Annotated in this window: 13 protein-coding genes; 3 read left to right on the forward strand and 10 right to left on the reverse strand. The window is 53.8% G+C overall.

Annotated features, from left to right (window positions below; all coding sequences use genetic code 11):
- Positions 1-52 precede the first annotated feature (52 nt).
- The 10 genes from porU to CLV58_RS02435 all read right to left on the reverse strand — a co-directional run bounded on the left by porU (position 53) and on the right by CLV58_RS02435 (position 11,893).
- The gene (gene porU, locus CLV58_RS02390; protein ID WP_106136179.1) at positions 53-3,499 is read right to left on the reverse strand and encodes a type IX secretion system sortase PorU; all 3,447 of its coding nucleotides are present in this window, start codon (positions 3,497-3,499) and stop codon (positions 53-55) included.
- Complete coding sequence (locus CLV58_RS02395) at positions 3,477-4,085, reverse strand: SprT-like domain-containing protein (RefSeq protein WP_106136180.1); 609 nt, start codon at positions 4,083-4,085, stop codon at positions 3,477-3,479. The genes porU and CLV58_RS02395 overlap by 23 nt, the downstream gene beginning before the upstream one ends.
- Before the next feature lie 64 nt (positions 4,086-4,149).
- Positions 4,150-4,356: a hypothetical protein gene (locus tag CLV58_RS02400; protein ID WP_106136181.1), complete on the reverse strand. Its 207-nt coding sequence runs from the start codon at positions 4,354-4,356 to the stop codon at positions 4,150-4,152.
- A gap of 135 nt (positions 4,357-4,491) precedes the next feature.
- Positions 4,492-4,971, reverse strand: a complete 480-nt coding sequence (locus CLV58_RS02405) for a GtrA family protein (protein ID WP_106136182.1) — start codon at positions 4,969-4,971, stop codon at positions 4,492-4,494.
- 120 nt (positions 4,972-5,091) lie between these two features.
- Positions 5,092-6,498, reverse strand: coding sequence for an NADH-quinone oxidoreductase subunit N (locus CLV58_RS02410; RefSeq protein ID WP_106136183.1), 1,407 nt, complete (start codon positions 6,496-6,498; stop codon positions 5,092-5,094).
- A 46-nt stretch (positions 6,499-6,544) separates the two neighbouring features.
- Positions 6,545-8,023 (reverse strand): complex I subunit 4 family protein, encoded by a 1,479-nt coding sequence (locus CLV58_RS02415; RefSeq protein WP_106136184.1) that lies wholly within the window; start codon positions 8,021-8,023, stop codon positions 6,545-6,547.
- Positions 8,024-8,068: 45 nt separating this feature from the next.
- The gene (gene nuoL / locus CLV58_RS02420) at positions 8,069-9,979 is read right to left on the reverse strand and encodes an NADH-quinone oxidoreductase subunit L (RefSeq protein WP_106136185.1); all 1,911 of its coding nucleotides are present in this window, start codon (positions 9,977-9,979) and stop codon (positions 8,069-8,071) included.
- 66 nt (positions 9,980-10,045) lie between these two features.
- Complete coding sequence (gene nuoK / locus CLV58_RS02425; RefSeq protein WP_106136186.1) at positions 10,046-10,390, reverse strand: NADH-quinone oxidoreductase subunit NuoK; 345 nt, start codon at positions 10,388-10,390, stop codon at positions 10,046-10,048.
- A gap of 66 nt (positions 10,391-10,456) precedes the next feature.
- Entirely contained in the window at positions 10,457-11,269 is an 813-nt protein-coding gene (locus CLV58_RS02430; protein ID WP_106136187.1) for a 3'-5' exonuclease, read from the reverse strand.
- Positions 11,270-11,410: 141 nt separating this feature from the next.
- Positions 11,411-11,893: a LytR/AlgR family response regulator transcription factor gene (locus CLV58_RS02435; RefSeq protein WP_245882181.1), complete on the reverse strand. Its 483-nt coding sequence runs from the start codon at positions 11,891-11,893 to the stop codon at positions 11,411-11,413.
- A gap of 241 nt (positions 11,894-12,134) precedes the next feature.
- Here CLV58_RS02435 and cysM point away from each other — a divergent pair, with 241 nt between their 5' ends.
- The 3 genes from cysM (at position 12,135) to CLV58_RS02450 (ending at position 16,839) form a co-directional block, all read left to right on the forward strand.
- The gene (gene cysM / locus CLV58_RS02440; RefSeq protein ID WP_106136188.1) at positions 12,135-13,022 is read left to right on the forward strand and encodes a cysteine synthase CysM; all 888 of its coding nucleotides are present in this window, start codon (positions 12,135-12,137) and stop codon (positions 13,020-13,022) included.
- Between the two features lie 26 nt (positions 13,023-13,048).
- On the forward strand, positions 13,049-14,092 hold the full coding sequence (locus CLV58_RS02445) for a quinone-dependent dihydroorotate dehydrogenase (protein ID WP_106136189.1): 1,044 nt from the start codon (positions 13,049-13,051) through the stop codon (positions 14,090-14,092).
- Between the two features lie 359 nt (positions 14,093-14,451).
- On the forward strand, positions 14,452-16,839 hold the full coding sequence (locus CLV58_RS02450; protein WP_245882182.1) for an FtsK/SpoIIIE family DNA translocase: 2,388 nt from the start codon (positions 14,452-14,454) through the stop codon (positions 16,837-16,839).
- Positions 16,840-16,877 lie beyond the last annotated feature (38 nt).

Raw genomic sequence — 16,877 nt, forward strand, 5'->3', positions numbered from 1 at the left:
GGCCAAAAGTACTAGGATTCGTTGGTTAGAAAAAACAGTGTATCAATGTTGGCTAACGCAGTAACATCAGCCGTCCGCTCGTTTGGGTCGATGAGCCGTCGGCTTCGGAGCGGAGTTGCACCCGGTAGAGGTAAATTCCATTCGGCATCGCCTGACCGGCCATGCCCTGCCCGTTCCAGTTTCCTAGTTCAACTGAACCCGCGCAGTAGTTACACTGGCCTACTTGCTGGTTGATCATCCGCCCATTCATATCGTAAATACTCAGTGTCCAGTCGAGGGATTCGCCGGATCGGTTGTGCGTTGCTAGTAACGTTGACTGTGTACTGATTGGGTTAGGAGTCGCCTGCACCCTATCGATTTGCAGACCGGGCTTTTCTGAAACTCTAAATGCCAACGCCTTCGCTGCGGGATTATTGCTTAAATCCCAGGCTTTCACCTGGACGGTATACTGGCCGGGCGTTACGCTCTGAAATGTGTAAACGACTTCACCCTGCCGCCCATCACTGCTCGTCGCCACGTAATAGTCGTTGAGCACCACCGGTGTTTGCCCCGTCAGCTGCGCTGTCAGTTCGTGCCCCAGCCCCGCTCGGGCGATGTTAATACCTTTATTATCACTCAATTTCACCCGAAGCGTCACGGCTGGTCCCGCTACCCGAATCGACTCGCCATCGAGACTACTACCGTCAATGGACAGTTGAATGACCGGCGGCTGCGTATCGACACTATCGACGGTAACGCTACCCCCAACCAACAGGCTTTCGCTATTGCCTACGGCGTCGAGCAAACTGTCGGCCTGAATGGCATACATGTACAGCTTGGCCCCGCCGACGGTATAATCAATGTCTTTAGGCATGGTAAAGCGTGCAGAGAACTGTCCGTTGCGCACCGGGATACGCCCAACGAACAGCGTGTTTGTAAGAGCCTGGTAACTCATCTTAGCACTTTCTGTGCCGAGTGTGGTCAGTGTAGTCGGCTTATCGTATAGCACGAGTCGCATCGTACCCGTGAATGAGGAAATCAGCTGACTTTGCGCGCGAATTTCGCCCGCCAGTTCGACGGTTTGCAGGGCCCGTAGCGTATCCGTTTTTCCAGCAGTTACGCTTCGGCTATTGACGCTGGTCAGTACGGCCTGCGCCTGCGGATAAGCCAGCCGGGCCGACGGGTCACCCAGCAAAGCAAAATTTCGGTTATCGCGTCCGTGCAGACTGTTGTTTTTTGTAGCCCGCATCATATCGCCCAAACGGGGCATCTGTCCGTTGACCGGTTTGAATACCGATGCGTAGAACGCCGTGTTCACCAGCATGTTGCTGTTCGAGAATACAGGCCGACTGGTCGTTAGCAAACCAATGGCTCCTCCCTTACTACTCAGCAGAGCCAGTTCAGCGCCCGATACAAGGGATGGATCATCGTAACGGCCAAACTGGCAGGTCGCCGTAACCATTAGCGGCAACCGGCGATTCGTCCAGCGCAGTATACTACCTTCCGTTACGATCTGCTCCTGAGCCAGCCCCGACGTTCCACCGTGCCCGTTGTAGTTGATGATAAGCCGCCCCTCTTCAACCGCCTTGTCGATCAGTTGCTCGACGGCGGGCGCTCGGGGGCCCAGTGCCGTAACTTCCTGTGGGTAGGAATCAAGAAACACCCGTTCGGCCTGATAAGCGGGCGACTGCGTTTCGACCTGACTCGCCAGCCTATCGGCGTCACTCTGGTGAATGTTGAAGTCACCATCATCGGCGATAAGCATCACCTTGGTCTGCCAGTCGCCCCGCTGTGTACGGTCGGAGCTGTAGTTGATCAGCTTATCGACCACGGCTCTGGCTTCGGCCACCGTTTTTACGGGCAAGCGCCCGATGCCTATGTCGACCAATAAATCGCCCTGATCTGTCTCGACCCATTCGCCTTCGTTCTCACCCATAAATCCGAAATAATCATCGGAGGAGTAGCTATAAATGGGGTGCATCGATTCCCGACTTTCATAAACCGGTATGGTATTAGCCAGTTTGGTCGCATCCATCCCGTTGTTGCGGTTATGCATACGATAGTCGTACGTCGCGTCACCCATCAGCAGCAGATACCGCAGCTTGGCAGGGTCTTTTTGATAAAAGTAACGAACGGCATCGCGGATAGCCGTTGGGTCCGGCTGACCCGAACCAAACTCATTGTACACTTGCTGCGCCGTAATGACGAGCACATCCAGCTTGTCGTTACTACGCCGGAACGTAGCCAATCGCTCGGCTTCCGACTGCCACAGTGGCGCGGTAATCAGCAGCAGATCGGGGGTTTTCTGCGCCCGCAGATTCTGATTACCGATTACCTGCGCAGACACCGGTGCCAGCAGCTGACTATCCGTAAAAAGAAGGTAATCGCTTAGCTTGGTCGTTTGCCAGCGGGCTTCCGACGCGCCATTGAGAGAATAATCCTGGCTGGCTGGAACCAGCGGGTTGGTTACGTCCCAGATTCGCAGCGCACTCGTTGCCTGTTTCAGTCTTGCGTTACCGGCCGGTAACCGCCGTACCCAGGTCAGCGTGGTCGGCATTTGCAGCGAACGCCGAAATTCGACACCGATGTAATCGAGGTAAGCCTGTGCCCCAAAGTTCCGGTTATTCTGAAACGTAATCGCGGTTTGCATGGCGTTGCCCGTGACAGCCGGAAGCCTGAACGTATCACTTCGGCTAGCCGCCTGATAATCATATTCTGTCCCGGAGATTACAGGCATTGCCATGGTTCCTGCCAGTTGTCCATTGACCGAAACAGCAAATTGAGTCGGCTGAGTTGAGGCTACTACAGCCGAGAAACGTACCCGGACAGGCGAGCCATTGACGAAATCAGGGGCCGTAAACGCGATTGTCTTTGTCGTATCAAGCGTCATGAACTCCCCAAGCCATTCCCGCCCCGAGTTCATCGACGGGTTAGGCGCACTGGTAGGAAGTTTCTGACTGTCCAGTTCGTGAAACTGGTAATCGGTAAACGTCGTGATGCTCGACGTGTCACTTAGTTTACCCGTCGCTTTGGCCGCAATGCGCAAGCCGGGTACAGTACCGATCGTCAGAAAATAAAACGTGGTATCGGCGTAGACATTGGTCAGGTGTGTAAACCGCCGGTTTGTGGTATCGTACCGAACGACGTTGGGACTTTGTCCGAAGAAAAGTAAAGCGTCGCTGGCATCGAAGCGCCCGTCACTTTCACCCGTCACCTGGATAGCATTCTCGGTTAGATCGGCAGCACGCGGGATAGCGTTTGGTTGGGGCAACATGGCTCCCCCGTTTCCATAGAGTCGCAACAACCGGGGATCGGCCTGCACAAACGCGGGATTAATACCAGCCAGTGTGGCCTGATCGAGCCGGTAAACGCCAGCCTGCGTCACCCCGATCTTGACCCATATACCCTGTTTCAGCACTGACTCAGCAGGTCCGTTGCTTTGACTATAGGCAACCAGTCTGCCCAGCATAAGCAGCCCGACAACAAGCCAGCCTTTATTAAATCGTTTCCACCCATGCATGAGCCAGTACTGCGTAAGACTTTCCCGACGCCAGTTCTTTACAAACGACGCGTGTCCGGCGCAACGTACCCCGAACGAATTTCTTTTTACCAATGATAAATGTTGTCCCCTCGCGCACGTCCCGCAGGAGAACGCGTGTCGCAGTTGCGCCGGATAAAGACTGTTGTTCGTGTGCCCGCAATGCCATCATCAGCGCCGGATGGGCATAGGTGGTCGCAGCCGGCTTTTGTAAATACTGCCGCAACGGCTCCAGCATCGCAACCGGGAATATAGTCTCCGTAAGCAGGGGTTGCATCAGTTGTTGAAAGGCTTGCTGCCAGGCTGGTCCGTGCGGGGCAGTTCGCCGACGCCGGTACCGGTGCACATGCGCATGGGCTACTTCATGGACATAAGTAATCAGGAAACTCCACGGGTTCAGGTCTGCATTGACGGTGATCTGTGTTTGCCCCGTAGGCAGCACCCGAAAATCGCCTAGCCGGGTCCGGCGGGGCCGCACCACCCGAAAGATAAATCCGTATGTCTGATGAAGCTGCTGGCAGTATGCTGCGGCCACTGCCGGGACAAGTGTGACGAACTGATCTGTCAAGGTATAAAAACAAAAAAAGCCTTATAAAAATAAGGCTTTTCGCAGACATTCTGATGGGCTACGCTTACTTAGCGCTGTCAGCAGCAGCCGAAACCGACTCAGTCGTGGTGACCGTAGCCGATACAGCCGAATCCGTAGCCATCATCGTCGTATCGGTCGACATCGTCGTTACGGTTGAATCGGTCGTCGTTTCTTCCGTTTTAGGTTTGCTTTGGCAGGCAGCGAACGTCAGGGTGCTACCGATGAACAGGAGTGCAAAAACTTTTTTCATTGTTATGGCAGGTAAACGTTTAAGTCGCAAATATAAATCATTTCGAGAAAGTACAAAAAAGACACGATCCAGCACGACTAATGCGCACTGGATCGTCAAATAATCTAATTTCTGTTTATACTATTCGAAGTCTATCTACCGGTTACGCGACTTGATTCTATCGTAAACCCCGGTACTGCGGAACGTCAGTAGTTTGTGCCCAAAATAATTAGCCAGAAAACTCATGCCCATGCCGACAACGTGCGAGCCTTTTTCACGAGCCCACTGTGGTAATTCGGGAAATAATGGATTGGCGACCCAGTCGAGGGTAAACTTCGACACATAGACCTGCACAACCAGCGCAACCAGTGCGATACCCAGAAACTTTACAGCTTCCCGACCTGTATTTCCTGTTTTAGCGGCTGCGAACGCGTATTTCTTTGTCGGTATAAACGTCAGCACCGTAGCCGTCAGGTAGCCAAGTAGCACGCTATTGGCGAATGAAGCGCCTAGGTATTCGCGATAAACGACCTGACTGACGAAATTGATCGATGCCCCTAGCAAAGCCGTTAGAAAGAATGTGAATAAATCACGATACTCTCTTGTCTTCGGCGGTTGGATCTCGCTCACGTTCACAGGCTTTGCCGAGCAGATAACCGGAAGCTACGCTACTCTTTATAGGATGATGATTCGCAAAACTACACATTCACCCGCAGACGTGGCCCGTCGGGTGATGACAACTGAGTGTGCGGCCTTTTAAAAAAGCCCCTGTAGTAAGCCCGGAGCGACCCCGAGGCCGATCGTCAGTATGATCGCAGCTACCAGCACATACCGAAATACGGGCGATATACGGATAGGCTCGGTAGCGCCGTCGCGGAAGTACATGGCGATGATTACCCGGAAGTAGTAGTAGATACCGACGGCTGACATCAGCACGGCAACGACCAGTAGCCAGATCTGACCGCGTTCAACAGCCGTTGAGAACATATAAAATTTCCCCCAGAAACCAGCCGTCAGCGGAATACCCGCCAGCGACAGCATCGACGTTGCCATTGCCAGCCCGAGCAGTGGGTTTTGCTTGGCTAATCCGTTGAATGCATCGAAGCTTTCATTGCTCAACGGATTACTGCTCAAGGTCTGCATCCCACGTTGCCGCGTGACCAGCATCAGCACACCGAACGCCGAAATTGTGGCAATCGAATACGCCAGCGAATAAAAGACGATAGCCTGCCGCGATTGAGCGCTCAGGGCCGCCAGACCGATCAGCAGGTAGCCGGCGTGCGAAATACTCGAATACGCCATCATCCGCTTGAAGCTGTTCTGGTAAACAGCCGTTACGTTACCCGCAATCAGCGTAATAGCCGTAACCACCGCCAGGATGATGCCCCAGAACGAATACACATAGGTGAACGACGCAGCCAGCAAGTGCAGCAATGCCGCAAAACCAGCCGTTTTTACCACCGTAGACATGTACGCCGTAAAAATGGTTGGGGCACCGTCGTATACATCGGGGGTCCAGAAATGAAACGGAGCCGCCGATACTTTGAACAGCAGGCCGACCAGCAGCATGAGCAGACCAACATAGAAAATCAGGGATAATCCCTGCTGGGCATGCGACGCGTAGCTGGCGATACCAGCCAGTGTAAACGACCCGGAAGCGCCGTACAGCAGCGCCATGCCAAACAGCATGATTCCGGTGGCGAAAGCGCCCATCAGAAAGTATTTCAGAGCCGCTTCGTTCGAGCGTAGATTCCGTTTGTCGCTACCCGTCAGTATGTACATCGCGACCGATAGAATTTCGACCCCGACGAACAGCATGACCAGGTTTTCGTAACCAATCATCATGATGGCACCGACCAAGGAAAACAGGATGATTGCGTAGTACTCGGCGGGCTGAGCGGCTTCGTCATCTTCAAACGAACCCGACAGGGCTACAACCAGAAACGACGATAGCAGGACAATGGCGGTAAATACCATCGACAGGTTATCGGTCCGGAGCATGCTATTGAAGTACAAATACGTTTTATTCCAGTCGAGGAAATTGGCAACCAGTGCCGCCACCAGAAACAGTAGTGTTGCTGGTAACAGTACCGACCGCGACTTCAGAAAGCCGAGAAACAGCAGAACGACAGCAAAAACCGACAGGAGAACAATGGGGAACATTGATGTATGGTTTTGACGGGCTCATAAGCCACCCGTCGGGTCAATTTTATTTCATCGAAATAGCCGTCGTGCCGATGTATTTCATCAGGTTGGCAACAGCGGGTTCGGTCATTTTCATGAACGTCTGGGGGTACACGCCCATCCAGAATACAAGCACAACCAGCGGGACGAATACCCAGCTTTCCGACAGGGTCAGGTCAGCGAATGATTCGGTGCGGGCAGTCGTCGGGCCAAACATGGCTTTCTGGAACATCCGCAGCAGATAGACCGCCCCGAAGATGATTGTGAAGCCAGCCGCCAGTCCCAGGTAATGATTGTAGCTGTACACACCGTGCAGCAGCAGAAATTCACCGATGAAGCCGTTAGTCAGTGGCAGGGCAACACTACCGAGCATGATAATCATGAAATACACGGTCAGCTTTGGCGTCGTGCGCGTGATACCGCCCAGTTGATCGAGCTGGCGGGTGTCGGTCCGCGAATAGATCACGTCGGCGACGAAGAACAAGCCCACCACGTTGACACCGTGCGCCAGCATTTGAATCAGTGCGCCCTGTAAGCCTGTTTCAGTCTGTGAAAACACACCAGCGGCCATCAGGCCTACGTGCGAAAACGACGAGTAGGCAATCAGTCGTTTCATATCGCGCTGCCGGATCGCGATGATCGATCCATACACAATGCCAATGACTGATAGAATGATTGCCGTTTGCCCCCAGGTTTCGATACCAATTGGTGTAACGGGTAGAATGAACCGGATCAGGCCATAGATACCCATTTTCAGCATGATCCCCGCCAGCAGCATCGTAGCCGGCGTGGGCGATTCAACGTATGTATCGGGTTGCCAGGTGTGGAAGGGGAACACCGGCATCTTGATCGCAAAGGCAATGAAGAACGCCCAGAACACCCATCCCTGCGCCGAGGCCGACAGTTTCAGTTTGTAGAAGTCAACAATGGCCGATGAGTGTGCCGAACCTGTTGTTGCCGGCGTCTGGTAATACAGGTACACCAGTGCCAGCAGCATAAATAAGCTACCGAAGATCGTGTAGATAAAGAATTTGAATGTAACGGGAATGCGGTTGGCCCCACCCCACATCGCGGCCAGGAAATAGATGGGAATCAGCGCAGCTTCGAAGAAAAAATAGAACAGGAAGCCATCACGGGCGGTAAACACGCCCATCAGCGCCGATTGCATAAACAGCATCAGCGCGTAGAATGTACCGGGCCGTTCATACGCACGGTTGAACGTCGACAGTACGATCAGCGGCACCAGGATACCCGTTAGCAGGGTCAGCAGCAGGCTGATACCGTCTATACCCGCGCTAAGCCGAATCCCCAGTGATGGAATCCAGGGGTAATCGAACCCAAACTGGGAGGTAGCGTTGGGGGTAAACGTGCTGAAGGCGTAGATGGCCAGGGCCGTTTCAATCAGGGCAGCGCCGAAAGCCAGTTGCCGGGTCGTACCGCTGTTAGTCAGCAGCAGCAGGCAGGCGGTCAGCGCAGGAAAGAGGATAAGTGCAAGCGTGAGCATAGATGCGTATAAAAGCAGATCAGCCGGAAAAATCCACTGTGTCCGTTAGAAACGAATGAAAAACCGCAGGGCAAAGATGAGCACGATACTCAACACCATGGCAAAGACGTAGAAGCCAATCGAACCGCTCTGCAACCGACGGAGCTGCGCCGAACTCTGCTTCACCAGCCAGGCGACGCCATTGACCAGTCCGTCGACGGCGAATTCGCCAAAGCTGTAGAATGTATCGCCCATGCTACGAATTGGCCGAACGATAGCCGCTTCGTACAGTTCGTCAACGTAGTATTTGTTGTAGATGACCTGCTCAGGCATCGACCGGTCGGCTTCGTCGGACGCGGGAACGGCCTTGCGACTAATGTACATCACATAGGCAGCGATCAGAGCCAGGAGGGCAACGCCGGCCGAAACGGCCATCAGCACATACTCCGTGCTGTGCTCGATAGTCGACTCGGCAAACGCTTCGGGGTTGACCTGCCGTGATCCTTCGAAGATCGGCTCCAGAAAATGGCTCAGCCAGCCGCCACCGGGCAGGTTCAGGGCTCCACCAACTGCCGACAAAATCGCCAGTATGATCAGCGGAATCGTCATGGTAGCCGGCGACTCGTGCAGATGGTGCTTTTGTTCGGCCGTACCCCGGAATTCACCAAAGAAGGTTAGGAACAACAGGCGGAACATATAGAAGGAAGTCAGGCCGGACCCCAGTACGCCCAGTGCCCAGAGTACCTTGCTGTGCTCGAACACATGCGCCAGAATTTCATCTTTTGAGAAGAAACCGGCAAACGGCGGCAGACCAGAAATGGCCCACGTACCGATAGCGAAGGTGATAAACGTGACGGGCAACGCTTTCCGTAAGCCACCCATTTTACGAATATCCTGTTCGTTAGACATCGCGTGAATAACACTACCGGCCCCCAGGAACAGCAACGCTTTGAAGAACGCGTGGGTAATAACATGGAACATGCCAGCCGTGTACGCCGTCGCGCTCAGGCCGAGGAACATGTAGCCCAGTTGCGAAACAGTCGAGTAAGCCAGTACTTTTTTAATGTCGTTTTGCAGCAGACCGATCGACGCAGCCAGTAGCGCGGTGATGATCGCGATAATACCAACCACTTCGAGCGCCTGCGGAGCCAGCGTGTATAGTACGTTCGACCGAACGACCATGTATATACCGGCGGTTACCATCGTTGCCGCGTGGATCAGCGCCGACACGGGGGTCGGACCGGCCATGGCGTCGGGAAGCCAGGTGTACAACGGTACCTGCGCCGACTTACCCATTGCCCCAACGAATAGCAGCAGCGCGATAACCAGCACCGTCGTATCGCCCATAGGCAGGCTCGTTGCCTGTTTAAACACGTCTACGTATTCTACCGTGCCGAAGGTGTTGATGATCGTGAAGATACCGAGCAGGAAACCGAGGTCACCGATGCGGTTCATCACGAAAGCTTTACGAGCTGCGTTGTTGTAGCTGACGTTCTTGTTCCAGAAGCCAATGAGCAGGTATGAGCAAAGCCCTACGCCTTCCCAGCCAATAAACATGATGACGTAGTTGGCCCCCATCACCAGCAGCAGCATGAAGAAAATAAACAGGTTCAGGAATGCCATGAACTTGCCAAATCCTTCATCGTGGTGCATGTAGCCGATACTGTACAGGTGAATCAGTGTACCGACGCCCGTCACGACGAGCAGCATCAGCAGGCTCAGCTGATCGATCTGAAACGAAAACGGAATGTGCAGGTCGCCGACGCTGATCCAGTCGAACAGCGGTACGATCTGCGGACCGCCCTCCGCCGGGAAACTCATGAACAGCGATACGACGATCAGAAACGAAGCCAGCACCGCCAGCGTGGCAATACCGCCAACCAGTCCGGTTGGTACGCGCCGAAACCCAACTCCGTTGATCACGAAACCAAGTAACGGAAGCAGGGGAATCAGGGCACAGAGTAATCCTATCTGCATAAGGGCTTGAAAAATAAGCTACTGAGCAAATGACCTAGTGGTAAACAGTGTCTACCCGTCGGCTCCTTACCATTTCAATTTATTAAGTAATCCGACGTCGATTGAGCGGGTATTGCGGTAAATCATCACAATAATAGCCAGCCCGACCGACACTTCCGCAGCGGCCACGGCCATGATAAAGAAGACGAATACCTGACCCGCTGAGTCGGACTTGTACGATGAGAACGCAATCAGCAGTAAGTTGACCGCGTTAAGCATCAATTCAATCGACATGAAAATGATGATGGCGTTCCGCCGGGTCAGTACCCCAATAATGCCGATGATAAACAGTACCGTGCTTAAAATGAGGTAGTAGGTAAGGGGAATTTGCTGGATGACTTCCGGAATGAGAACGTCCTGCGTGGGTTGCATGGCTTGCCGGTTAATAGAAGGTGCCGCAAAGGTAATTATTATTCAATTAGTCGGGCGCAAGGCCCGTCACTTGCCCTGACTAAGCGTTCGTAAGCGAATCTCGGTCAGTCGGCGTTTGGTATCGAGCGGGAAATCGCCCTTCTGAACCCAGTCGAAAAACGAAGGCTCCTTTTTGAATACGTCCAGCACCGGTACGCCCTTGTTTTTTCCGAAGTTGACGACCTCTTCGCCTTTCTCGTTTAACACGATACGGCCGGCCAGATCTACGTTTCGGTTAGCGGTCAACTGATGCAGCATGTCCACGTCGTTGTTGAAAATCAGGTCAGCACCATTATCCGCCTTGGCAACCATCCCGACATACCGCTGTACCTGCGCGTTGAGTACTTCGAGCGTCGCGATCGTGTCGGCTTCGGCTCCGTGAGCCCCAACAAGCTCTTTGTTGCAGTAAAATCGGTATGCTGCCGCCAGATTACGGGGTTCCATCAGATGAAAAATGCGCTGCGCATCGATCAGTCGGCGATTTCTGACGTCGAAGTTAACGTCGGCGCGGAGAAATTCTTCGACCAGCAGCGGCACGTCGAAGCGGTTGCTGTTGAAACCTGCCAGGTCGCAGCCTTCCATAAACTGCGCCAGTCCTTTTGCAACAGCTTTAAACGGCGGGCAGTCGGCCACGTCGTCGTCGTACAGGCCATGAATCAGACTCGATTCAATTGGAATCGGCATACCGGGATTGACCCGCTGCTTTTTTGTCGTCACCTCGCCGTTAGGCATGGCCTTGATAATGCAGATATCGATAATCCGGTCTTTGGCGGTATTGATACCGGTTGTTTCGAGATCAAAGAAAGCCAGCGGCTTACGAAGTACAAGTTGATGCGTCATAACCACACCGGTTAGTGGGCCGGTAGTTTACAAAGGTAAAAACCTTTCCTTCTTAAACAGCCCTGTCCGCCAGATGTAAAAAAAGGGGAGATAGCCTGGCCACCTCCCCTTCTTCAATAATGCACAAGTCTATTCGTTGCGTTAGGCCGTTGGCATCGCAGCTGAAGTTGATTTTTTTATCAGCAACTCCTGCCGGAATCCCTGCACCTGTTGCATGAATTCGTTGGCTTTCCGACGCGATACGTCAACGCGATCGCCATTCAACAAACTGACACTCAGGTGCGATTTGCCCGTACTGAACCGATCAGGATGGATCTCGTTCAGGTACATCAGGTTAATGATGTTTTTCTTATGCAGCCGAACAAAGACATTGGCCGGCAGGCGACTTTGCATCTTCTTCAGCGTCAGCGATACCATTAGCTGACTTCCGTCAGCAAAGTGAAAGAGCGTGTAGTTCCCTTCTCCTTCCAGCCGAACAATACGATGGGCTGGCATTTTCCGACGAAACCGCCAGAATGGCAGCGTAAGATCGGGGATAGCGAACTGCTGAGCGAGTTGCTCGACGTTAGGGCTACCAAGCGGGTACAGACTGGTATTCTTTAGCGCTTTCATAAAAAGAACCATGTAGTGTGGAGTTAGTATAAACTGCTGACAAACAGACCATAACCTGTCATCAAACAAGACAACAATGTTAGTTCATTCTTGGTAATCTAGCAATTAGATTATGTATGAACGATCAATAAATGAGTATTGCTGTGTGAGTGGGCGTTAGTTACACCTGTATTCAGTTGGCTGGGCGTACAAAATCGAACTTAATACCTCCATTCTGACTTTTCAGCCAATACATAAGCTTGATTTTCTTACAATGGCTACCCTGCTAGAACTGGTCGGCAATACGCCGATGGTTGACTTATCGCGGCTCAATCCCCATCCCAATATTCGTATTCTGGCCAAACTGGAGGGTAACAATCCGGGAGGTAGCGTAAAAGATCGAGCAGCCGCCAGCATGATTCAGGGCGCGCTGGAACGCGGTGAAATTCAACCCGGTATAACCCTTATCGAAGCCACAAGCGGTAATACCGGCATTGCGCTGGCCATGATCGCCCGGCTATACGACATTCCCATTGAACTGGTTATGCCCGCCAACTCCACCCGCGAACGGGTGCTGACGATGGAAGCCTTCGGTGCAAAAGTCATTCTGACGGAGACCATCGAAGGAGCCCGCGATTATGCCGAGGCACAAGTGGCAAAGGGCGGCTATCTGCTGCTCAATCAATTTGCGAACCCAGACAATTACATGGCCCATTACCGCACGACGGGCCCTGAAATCTGGCGCGACACCAACGGAAAGGTAACACATTTCGTTTCGTCGATGGGAACGACCGGTACCATCATGGGTACCTCACGGTACCTGAAAGAGCAAAATCCGGCCGTACAGATTGTGGGTTGCCAGCCAACCGACGGTTCGTCGATTCCAGGAATCCGGAAGTGGCCAGTTGAATACTTACCCCAAATTTTCGACCCATCACGCGTCGATCGGGTTATCGAGGTATCGGAGCAGCAGGCAACGGAAACTACCCGTCGATTGGCCAGCGTTGAAGGTGTCTTTGCAGGTATGAGCAGCGGGGGTTCGACCTGGGCAGCACTACAACTGGCCAACGAACTGGCCGCCGACGGCGTGACCGACGCACTGATCGTCTGCATCATCTGCGACCGGGGCGACCGTTATCTTTCATCGGATCTGTTCGGGTAAGTCAACTGGTGCCGTACTTTTGTCCTATGTACCGCCGATTAATCCTACCGATACTCTTTCGTTTCGACGCTGAAACGATCCACCATTTTGCGACGACAATGCTGAAACTGGCCTTTGCTGTGCCCGGTATGGCCGCATTAGCCCGTAAGGTTTACACAATTGACGATCCACGACTCGCCCGCACCGTATTCGGCCTAACCTTCCCCAACCCGGTAGGATTAGCCGCTGGATTCGACAAAAACGCCGAGCTGGTTAGCGAACTAAGCGATTTGGGTTTCGGCTTTGTCGAAATTGGTACGGTAACGCCCCGCCCCCAGCCCGGTAATCCGCGTCCCCGCCTGTTCCGGCTCAAAGCCGATCAGGGATTAATTAACCGAATGGGGTTCAACAACCGGGGGTCTGGCCCTGCTGCCGGCCGGCTTCGTCAGTTCGCGCAGGCGAAGGGCACCCGACGGGTTATCATCGGGGGCAACATTGGCAAAAACAAAGACACGGCCAATGAAAGCGCCCTGTCTGACTACCTGATCTGTTTCCGGGAACTGTTTGACGCCGTCGATTATTTCGCCGTCAATGTCAGTTCGCCCAACACGCCGGGCCTGCGCGACTTGCAGGAGCGGGAACCCCTGACCCGGCTGCTGTCGGCGCTACAAAAGGAAAACAAGGACCGACCGAATCCCAAGCCCATTCTCCTCAAAATTGCACCCGATCTGACCAATGGTCAGCTTGACGATATTATTGGCATTGTGGCCGATACAGGTATTGCCGGGGTAATCGCGACGAATACAACCATCAGTCGGGAATGCCTTGCCACACCCGCAAAAACAGTTGAACAGATGGGACCGGGGGGCGTTAGTGGCAAACCAGTTCGGGAGCGCTCAACGGAAGTAATCCGCTACCTGCATCAGCAGTCAGGCGGTTCATTCCCGATTATCGGGGTTGGCGGTATCAACTCAGCCGACGACGCGCGCGAAAAGCTGGCGGCCGGTGCCAGTCTGGTGCAACTATACACGGGTTTTATTTACGAAGGACCGGCGGTTGCCAAACGAATCAATCGGGGGCTGCTGCGGTAGAAAACCGCGCACCGAACGCATTTTGTACTAACAAAAACACATTCTGCGCTAACGAATACGTATAGCCATCGGACTTAACCAATGGTTTGTATTGACCGCTGCCTTGCTTTTCGGCGGTCGCCCACTTTTTTCGCACCGGATTTCAGGAAATTTCGGGAAATTTACTGTTGCCGCCTACAGCCCTCTCCCAATTTATGGCACAACCAACGACGTCACGACCTGTTTCTCCGAGGCCTTCTCCGGCCTCCGCTCGCTCAACGCGCCCTGCCCGACCGGCACGTCCAGCGTTTGACATTGGCGGGTCTATCAACCGATGGCTTAGCGATCGGCGCTCAATCCTGGTACTGGGCGTTTTACTGATGCTGTTGGCTATTGGTCTGCTGATTGCCTTTGCGTCGTATATGACGACCGGTGCCGACGATCAAAGCGTTGTCGGCTCAGCACTATCCGAGCCACTAGTCGACTCGGGCGCTGAGACGCGTAACTGGGCCGGGTTGGTTGGCGCGTATATAGCCCACGTTTTCGTGTTTCGCTGGTTTGGTATAGGGGCAATGGCGTTGCCGTTGGTCCTGCTGCTGGCGGGGCTGAAACTGTCGACGGGTGCCGAACCGTTCCCGCTGCGTCGAACGACGATCGGTCTGCTTTTCACCGCCCTCTGGAGCAGTCTGGTTTGTGGGTACATCGTACTGGTTACTAACTCGGCCGAAACAGCCAGTGTGTGGAGTGGCGGTATCGGCTATGAGGTCAACTCGGCACTGTATAGCCTGTTCGGCTGGGGTAGTCTGGCCTTTATTGGCTTCGGCCTGTTTCTATTCCTGGTTTACTTTATCGACATTCAGAACATCCGGCTGCCCAGCTTTCCGACGGACCTGTTCACCCGTCGATCGAACGCAGGCAGCAATCCGGCAAACGTGGACACCGACGAGGACGAAGAGCCCGCTGCTGAACCAGTAGCCCCTGTGCGACCCATGTACACCAGGCCGGAACCGCAACCGGCTGTCGTCGACGAACATGATGACGAAGTTATCGACGCAGTTTCAGCAACGCCACAACCCATACAGTCCATTCAGGCGACAGAAAGCCTGCCGACAACGGGGGTTCCCCTGACGGTCAAGAGTAACGTTGATGTGCCCAACGCATCAACCGACACAACCGAATCGGGCGTTACCCCGGCACCGACGTATGAACCGGACCCGTTCGAAGAGGACGATCTGGTAGCGCAGCATGGTCTTTACGACTCGACGCTCGACCTGCCGCAATACCAGTATCCGACCAGCGAGTTGCTGACGGAATACCAAAACAACCAGCGGGCGCAGGTATCGTCTGACGAACTGACGGCCAACAAAGAGCGGATCGAAAACACGCTGCGCAACTTCGGCATTCGTATCGATTCGATTCAGGCATCGATTGGGCCGACGGTTACGCTGTACGAGATTGTGCCGGCCGAAGGGGTTCGTATCTCTAAGATCAAGAGCCTGGAAGACGACATCGCGTTGAACCTGGCTGCCCTAGGCATCCGGATTATTGCGCCGATGCCGGGTATGGGGACAATCGGGATCGAGGTGCCGAACAAGAATCGCGAGATGGTGTCGATGCGGTCGGTTATCACCAGCGATATATTCAACAACAGCAAGTTCGAATTGCCCGTCGTACTCGGGAAAACGATCTCCAACGAAATCTACGTCGCGGATCTGGCCAAAATGCCCCACCTGCTCATGGCCGGTGCGACAGGTCAGGGTAAGTCGGTAGGGCTGAACGTGCTGCTTACGTCACTCATCTACAAGAAACACCCGTCGCAACTGAAGCTGGTGCTGGTCGATCCGAAGAAGGTGGAGTTAACGCTTTTCAACAAACTGGAACGCCACTTCCTGGCTAAACTGCCCGATTCAGACGAGCCGATCATCACCGATACCAAGAAGGTTGTCAACACGCTCAACTCGCTTTGTATCGAGATGGATAACCGGTACAATCTGTTAAAAGAAGCGGGTTGCCGGAACCTGAAAGAGTACAACGCCAAGTTTACGCGCCGGAAGCTAAACCCTGAAAAAGGACACCGTTACCTACCCTACATCGTACTAATCATTGACGAGCTGGCAGATTTGATGATGACCGCTGGTAAGGAAGTCGAACAGCCCATTGCCCGACTGGCTCAGTTGGCGCGGGCCATCGGAATTCACCTTGTCGTGGCCACGCAGCGGCCGTCGGTCAATGTCATTACCGGTCTGATCAAAGCCAACTTCCCGGCTCGTCTGTCGTTTAAGGTAACGTCCAAAATCGACTCACGCACCATTCTGGACACGGGTGGTGCCGAACAGCTGGTCGGTATGGGGGATATGTTGCTGTCGTCAAACTCTGATCTTATTCGTTTGCAATGTCCGTTCGTTGATACCGACGAGATTGAGGGCATCTGCGAATTTGTTGGCAATCAGCGCGGCTACGACGATGCCTACGCGCTGCCCGAGTTCGTCGGTGATGACGGTGGTCAGGGTGAAGAGAAGGATGTCGACCTCGACAACCGCGACCCGATGTTCGACGAAGCCGCCCGCCTGATCGTCATTCATCAGCAGGGTAGTACGTCACTGATTCAGCGTAAACTCAAGCTGGGGTACAACCGGGCCGGTCGCCTGATCGATCAGCTGGAAGCAGCCCGAATTGTTGGTCCGTTCGAAGGCAGCAAAGCCCGCGACGTGCTGGTATCCGACCTGACGATGCTGGAAGAGATGCTCAAGCGGCTGAAGGGCGACTAACTGGTTTGTTCATTACCGGCGCTAAACTTTTCCCGGCT

The organism is Spirosoma oryzae, from assembly GCF_003002825.1.
In the GTDB taxonomy this organism is placed as follows: domain Bacteria; phylum Bacteroidota; class Bacteroidia; order Cytophagales; family Spirosomataceae; genus Spirosoma; species Spirosoma oryzae.

Bases quoted from the DNA above. Each gene is read 5' to 3' on its own strand.
- porU (WP_106136179.1), bottom strand. From the start codon at position 3,499: ATGCATGGGTGGAAACGATTTAATAAAGGCTGGCTTGTTGTCGGGCTG.
- CLV58_RS02415 (WP_106136184.1), bottom strand. From the start codon at position 8,023: ATGCTCACGCTTGCACTTATCCTCTTTCCTGCGCTGACCGCCTGCCTG.
- CLV58_RS02430 (WP_106136187.1), bottom strand. From the start codon at position 11,269: ATGACGCATCAACTTGTACTTCGTAAGCCGCTGGCTTTCTTTGATCTC.
- CLV58_RS02450 (WP_245882182.1), top strand. From the start codon at position 14,452: ATGCTGTTGGCTATTGGTCTGCTGATTGCCTTTGCGTCGTATATGACG.
- cysM (WP_106136188.1), top strand. From the start codon at position 12,135: ATGGCTACCCTGCTAGAACTGGTCGGCAATACGCCGATGGTTGACTTA.
- CLV58_RS02435 (WP_245882181.1), bottom strand. From the start codon at position 11,893: ATGGTTCTTTTTATGAAAGCGCTAAAGAATACCAGTCTGTACCCGCTT.
- nuoL (WP_106136185.1), bottom strand. From the start codon at position 9,979: ATGCAGATAGGATTACTCTGTGCCCTGATTCCCCTGCTTCCGTTACTT.
- CLV58_RS02445 (WP_106136189.1), top strand. From the start codon at position 13,049: ATGTACCGCCGATTAATCCTACCGATACTCTTTCGTTTCGACGCTGAA.
- CLV58_RS02410 (WP_106136183.1), bottom strand. From the start codon at position 6,498: ATGTTCCCCATTGTTCTCCTGTCGGTTTTTGCTGTCGTTCTGCTGTTT.
- nuoK (WP_106136186.1), bottom strand. From the start codon at position 10,390: ATGCAACCCACGCAGGACGTTCTCATTCCGGAAGTCATCCAGCAAATT.
- CLV58_RS02400 (WP_106136181.1), bottom strand. From the start codon at position 4,356: ATGAAAAAAGTTTTTGCACTCCTGTTCATCGGTAGCACCCTGACGTTC.